1 protein-coding gene is annotated in these 780 nt (G+C 60.5%); it reads right to left on the bottom strand.

What is annotated here, in order from left to right; all coding sequences use genetic code 11:
- Positions 1-589, bottom strand: a 589-nt coding sequence (locus IEW22_RS19840) for a LysR family transcriptional regulator (protein ID WP_188589133.1), incomplete at its 3' end; no start/stop codon positions are given.
- Positions 590-780: the final 191 nt, after the last annotated feature.

Raw genomic sequence — 780 nt, 5'->3', positions numbered from 1 at the left:
GGATGCACCCACCAACATCACCCCGTGGGCTGCGAGATCGACTGATCGACTGCAAGTAGGAACTGGCTCTAGAACTGCCTGGACCGGTTATCGGGGACCTGCCACTAGGAGATGTCAGACGCCCGACGATCATATCGATGTGTCCCATCTCGAGTTCTGATAGAAGAAACTCTGGCGATCCCTCGCGCACCACAACCGTCAACGACTGCCGCTTGGCTTTCAGGTACGAGATGGCTCGCGGGAGTAGCAGGTTTGACCCAGCGAGGTGTATCCCCACGAGTGCGGATCCCCGGTCGGCGTTCGCGAGCTCCTCGACGTGTCGGCTGGCTTGATTGAGTTGCGCGAGTACGGCGCGGGCATGTTCTGTGAACGCTGCGCCGAAGACAGTTGGAGAGATGCCGCGAGGACCGCGAGCATAGAGTTCGACTCCAAGCAAGGTCTCAACCTCGCGCAGTCCTCGAGTTGCGACAGGCTGTGCGATGTGAAGCTCCGCCGCCGCGCCGATCACACTTCCCTGACGGGACAGGGCGTCGATCAGCACGAGGTGTCGGATCTTCAGCCGTCCGTCCAGCAACTTAAGGTGATTCACTTATCTCTCCCCTGGAAACCGTGTCGTCGGCTAGCACGTGTAGCACTGTCGACAGCTCGCTATGCGGATCGGCCAGATCGAGAAATAGGGGCTGGTGCACGAGTAGGTGACATCTGATCTGGCTTGCCCTGCCGGGCGGCCTGGAAGGATGCCAGCTGTGCCCAAGCCCTATCCCCAGGAGTTCCGCGACG

This window comes from Gordonia jinhuaensis, from assembly GCF_014639795.1.
In the GTDB taxonomy this organism is placed as follows: Bacteria; Actinomycetota; Actinomycetes; order Mycobacteriales; family Mycobacteriaceae; genus Gordonia_B; species Gordonia_B jinhuaensis.
This window is presented reverse-complemented; position numbering and strand designations above follow the sequence as displayed.